At 65.3% G+C, this 395-nt stretch carries 1 pseudogene; it reads left to right on the top strand.

The annotated features are described in order from the left end of the window. Window positions 1-395 (top strand): annotated as a pseudogene (locus tag E4U92_RS35585) (glucose-6-phosphate isomerase); the annotation flags it as partial.

Genomic DNA, 395 nt, shown 5'->3' with positions numbered 1-395 from the left:
GAGAAGGCGGTCGCGAAGCACTTCGTGGCGCTGTCGACGAACTCCGAGAAGGTCACGGAGTTCGGCATCGACACGGCGAACATGTTCGAGTTCTGGGACTGGGTCGGGGGCCGGTACTCCTTCGACTCGGCGATCGGCCTGTCGCTGATGATCGCGATCGGCGCGGACCGCTTCCGGGAGATGCTCGACGGGTTCCGCATCGTCGACGACCACTTCCGCACCGCCCCGGCCGAGGCCAACGCCCCGCTGCTGCTGGGCCTGCTGGGGGTGTGGTACGGCAACTTCTTCGACGCCCAGTCGCACGCGGTGCTGCCCTACAGCCACTACCTGTCCAAGTTCACCGACTATCTGCAGCAGTTGGACATGGAGTCCAACGGCAAGTCGGTGGACCGCGA

This window comes from Streptomyces galbus (assembly GCF_005280195.1).
Classification (GTDB): domain Bacteria; phylum Actinomycetota; class Actinomycetes; order Streptomycetales; family Streptomycetaceae; genus Streptomyces; species Streptomyces galbus.
This window is presented reverse-complemented; position numbering and strand designations above follow the sequence as displayed.